Genomic DNA, 4,837 nt, shown 5'->3' with positions numbered 1-4,837 from the left:
TGGCTGAAAGTACTAAGAAAGCTCAACACCTTTGTGATATTCGCTACACAAAGTGTTGAAGATGCAAGTAAAAGTCAGATCAGCGATACATTAGTGCAACAAACAGCAACGCAGATCTTTTTACCCAACCTTAAGGCTACCAGTGCATATAGGGATGTATTCATGTTAACTGAGAGAGAGTACTCCCTGATAAAATACACAGATCCTGGGAGTAGGTTCTTTCTGGTAAAGCAGGGTGTCAGCGCCGTGGTCGCGAGGATAGACCTTAGGGGTTTGGAAGACACCATAAATGTTCTATCAGGGAGGGCGGAGACAGTACTGATGTTGAACGAGATAATAGAAAAAGTTGGTCGTGACCCGAACGTGTGGCTGCCAATTTTCTGCCAGAAGGTTAGAAATGCGTAGAGCGGTCAGGGCAATAGCACTGATGGTCCTATTTGTGTGGCTGCCATTTGTGCCGCATTATGCCGCATATTCTGATGAGCCTAAGAAGGAGGAAGAGAGTGACCGCTTGGTGAGCTACAGATACGCCGAGGCCACTAACCCCCGTTGTGGTGCTGCGGCCACGGTAGCTGAAGTAGGTGCTAAAGTTATAGGTCCGTCGCTGGGGCTTATGATAACCGGCGCAGTATTAGTAAAGATACCCCTTGGTTGGACCACCAAGGCCGGGTTCGCGCTAATTGCCTCAAATGTGGCGATTATATCCGCAGCTGTTGCCGCGTCCTCGGCATATTTTGTCTGTAATTGGAGCTTCGTACGCCACCCTGTTTTGCGCTTCGAGGAAGGAGAAACAGTAACGGGTCAAAGCGGCACCCCAACGGTGCTGACGCAACACACCTCTGATACTGGTGACACGAACAGTTTCAAAATTGGAAATTACAAGGAGTGCGAGAATCCGCATGCGCCAGATGCGTCTGTGAAAGCAAAGTGGGAAAGCAGCAGCACGTCAGGTGGCACAGATGGATGCTCCAAGGAATTTGCCGATTTGAACAGTTATTTCGCGTGCATTGCACCGCAGAAGAGCTTGGAAGTAGCCAAAACGCTGGAGCCCGTGTGTAAGGATAGGAAGTTCAAGAAAGTTGATCACTATGCGTGGCCAAAGAATCGGGTCTCCAGCTCCCGCTACATCGAAGTCTGCTATCGCAAACCGCTTGCAACACTATTTGCAGGTGCGTACAGGGCGCTGAAAAATCAAACGAAAAGCGAGAGCTATACTGAACAAATAAAAAAGGGAGCCTATCCGCGTGAGGGCACATACGGTGACGAGAGCATGCATAAAACCAAGCTCGCCATTTCTGGGGCTGGAGGTGACAACATTGGCGCACACGTAGAATGTAAGGTGCTTTGGGCTGGAAAAGAGGAGACTATACATGATGCCCAATTTCGCGCTGTTGAGCGGGGCGATAAGCTCTGCGTGGATGCGGTGAGCGTAAGTAAGTTACCACTTATTCCCAGGCCGGAGATAGGCTGTCAGATGCGTCCTAATTCGCCCCCGGTTCCTATGTGCGAGAAGTCAGAGGCAGTAATGGGTGAAGCAGACACAGAAAGGGCTGGTAAAGTTGTCAAATACAACAATGAAAAATGCTACAGTTGTTACGTGGACCAGGCATGCCAAGGCACTGCTTCAGTGTACACGAAGTCTCCGTTTCCTGTTACCTCTGTGCTTGTAAACTGCATAGTTGGATCTTTGAAGAATGTGCTGGACCCCACTAGTGGTGGTGGCCAAAAGTGTGCGCACAAATCTGCTTCGGGGCCAAACCCTGGATTCCTGAAGGTGGCACAGAAGAAGCTCAAGAACGCTGTTATGGCTGCGTTGATACTTGCACTGATTTTGTTCTCGATCAAAGCTATGCTCGGTGGGGTGCAGAACGCATCTGAACTGTATATGACGGCGATAAAATTTGCCTTGGTTGTCTACTTTACCCAGGGTGATGCGATGAGCAAGTCATATGACTACCTGACAAAACTTTCGATTGGTCTCTCAGACATTGTGCTGGCTGCCGCCAATGGGGGGCAAGACATTTGCAACTACAAGACAGAGACTTACGATCAGAATTTCCGATACCTGGTGCCATGGGATAGGTTGGACTGCAGGATGATGTTTTACCTTGGTAGCCAGCTCAATGGGGGGACAGGGACCGGCGTTTTACTGACTGTGTTCCTTTGTGCCGGTCTGTTGATACCCGCAATCCTCATAAACGCCAAGGTGATAATATGTGTTGTAGCGTTCTTTGCGGTGATGATGCTGATATTTACCGTGATATGGTGTGTGTATGTGTTCCTACTGTCATTAATCGCCCTTACGGTTCTTACAATCATATCCCCCCTCATGATACCCATGTGCCTTTTCCAGGTTACCAAGGGATTCTTTGATGGGTGGACCAGACAGCTTATGGTGTACTCTTTGTATCCGGTAATATTGTTTTCGTTCCTGTCGCTGATGTTTACTGTTTTTGACAACATATACTTTGGGGAGTTGAAGTTTCAGCAAGACGACATAACGATAGGCAGCAGTAAGAGGGTGAACTTTAAGCTTACAGACCCTAAAGCCTGCGATGACCCGAAGATGGACAGCAATCTGGCATGCATGTTTAGCACAGTAAACTTCCATACAAAACCGTTGGTGCTTGGGCTGTCAGTTACAAGTCCAGAGTTTAAGGAGACAACTGCTGCAATTTGGACCAAGCTTGGGGTGTTTGTACTTGTAGGGTTCTTATTCTATCACTTCTTGTCTTCCATATCTTACATCGCCGGGGAACTTGCGGGAGATCCGAGGGCTGGTGTTATCGGTTCGGGTAGCTTCAATCCTAGAGCGCTTGCCGGTGGGGCTATGGGTGTCGCTTCCAAGATCAGCAACTATGCTTCGGGCAAGATGTCTGATGCAGGAAGCAAGATGATGGATCGCATGAAGGGAGGAGGCCAGGCAGGGGGTGGTGGATCCGATAAGGTCTCGGGTGGCAGCTCCCCTAGGAGTAGTAATGCAGGTGCCGGTACAGATGCTGTGTCTGGAGGATCATCTGGGACGTAATGTTTATGATATGGGTTGCTATGTTGGCATCTGCCTCATTATTTACTGTTGATTGTTTTGTAACGCTTCTGCGCTGCAAGAACACGTTTGTCTAGTCGTAAAGTGGAGAGCTTGCGTCGTGCTGAGGATTATCCCGGTAGTATTTCTTATGCTTCTGTCAGGGTGTGGCTACCACGGCTGTATGTCTCAGCAAGATGCGATGAATGACACCGTAAGAAGCGTGGTATACACGAACCCAAAGCAACGTAGTGACGGCACGAAGGGGCAATGGGTGAAGGTGGATTTCCCTGTAAAAGATAAGGACATAACGCTAGAAATAGAACACTACAACGTGGATTTCTGTCACGACGCGGAGCTGCCAGAACTGAATCTGGAGGCGTCTCCGGGAGATGATATCACTCCGGGGAAGGAGAAGAAATTCACTGTGCAATTTCCAGTGAAGATTATGCCGAAGGAAAAAATACGGTTTTCGCTCGTTCCCATAAGGAGTTTTACGGTTGACGACGCTATATGCCGGAACCTGGATGAAGACATATATGCTGCGGATGGAGAGGAGTGTAAAAAGAGAGATATAGGGCAGCAGCGCGTAATAAACTTTAGTCACAAGTTGGTGGATAAGCACGGCTTTATGAACGCGTGGTACGAAGTGCCAAAAAATACCATGGCATCCCCATTTGTTACGGGTTTTCGCCCTCATATAATTCCCGGAAAGTCGGATGAAGCATCGCTGAAGAAAGACTTTCCAGAGACAAACAAGGAAGACCAGAAGTATTTGTGCTATAGCGATTATGATATAGGGAATGAGGCCAAGGGTACAAACGTATCACAAGGATCTGCTGCTACTGCGGTAGCCGCAAAATGTGAGGTTAAATGTTTGCCCTTTGGTAAGTATGGCTACCGGCCGGGCAGCAAAGAAGTGCCGACGGGTTGCTATAGAGTGTGCGTGGATTACAATAAGCAAGGAGCCGCTAACACTGCGACTGCTGCCAACACCAATGACGAAGAATTAAACAAGGTTTTGACCAAGGTGTATCAGGCTCGCACCAGATATATGCGCGCAATGGACGAGCTTGCAGCCAACGAATATTGTGGCGTACTTAAGACTGTGCAGAGCTCCACAACAACTACAGAAAATCAGAGTGGGCATAACTCACCACCGAAGAAGGACTACCATGCTTACCATTTGCTGTCTTATGACAAAGGTAACAACGTACTGGCGACCGTTCTTCCGTTTGTCAAATTTGGCACACAGACATTGCATCCTTACACATTTAAGCCTGCTGACAGCGCGCAGAAAAGTAATGAAAGCAGCATTTTCGCCTCCCCCGATTCAAAACAAAAGACCGAAAGCGGTGATACGATCACATCGCAGATTGGTAATCTACCAACCAAAGATGACGCGGTCAAAGCGGGGTTTAAAGATATTGAAAGCTATCTAGAACTTGACCGTGACTACACAGTTGACGAGCCTATTAAAATTGCTGACAGTGAAGCTCACACGTTTGTACTAACTCTGAAATACCCTGAAAACGGACATGGCGGGCAAAACACTGGGAAGCCTAACGAAAAGATTCTTGTGGGCAGCTATAGACTTAAGGTCAAGAAAGATTGCGGCGCTCACCTGGAAAATAGCCTGTACTACACGTTTTCCGAGAGTTATCCGGAGTATGAGCCGGGTAAGGATACCGGCGGCAAATCGAAACAGCTGGACTTCATGAATAAAAGCGAAATACGGATTGAAAAAACTAGCGCAACGGGGGGATTTGGTATTATGGTGTGCGCGACAACGGTGAGTGGAGAGTCAAATAA

Annotated in this window: 1 protein-coding gene and 2 pseudogenes; all 3 read left to right on the top strand. The window is 48.1% G+C overall.

Features of this window, described 5'->3' with window-relative positions:
* Nucleotides 1-405, top strand: a pseudogene (locus tag GAC_RS02570) (VirB4 family type IV secretion/conjugal transfer ATPase); the annotation flags it as partial.
* Nucleotides 398-3,028, top strand: coding sequence for a TrbL/VirB6 family protein (locus GAC_RS02565; protein ID WP_037349350.1), 2,631 nt, complete (start codon nt 398-400; stop codon nt 3,026-3,028). The pseudogene GAC_RS02570 and the gene GAC_RS02565, both read left to right, overlap by 8 nt.
* A gap of 118 nt (nt 3,029-3,146) precedes the next feature.
* Nucleotides 3,147-4,837, top strand: a pseudogene (locus tag GAC_RS02560) (type IV secretion system protein); the annotation flags it as partial.

The organism is Anaplasma marginale str. Florida, from assembly GCF_000215485.1.
Taxonomy (GTDB): domain Bacteria; phylum Pseudomonadota; class Alphaproteobacteria; order Rickettsiales; family Anaplasmataceae; genus Anaplasma; species Anaplasma marginale.
The sequence above is the reverse complement of the archived record's forward strand: the minus strand, read 5'-3'. Positions and strand labels throughout refer to the sequence as shown.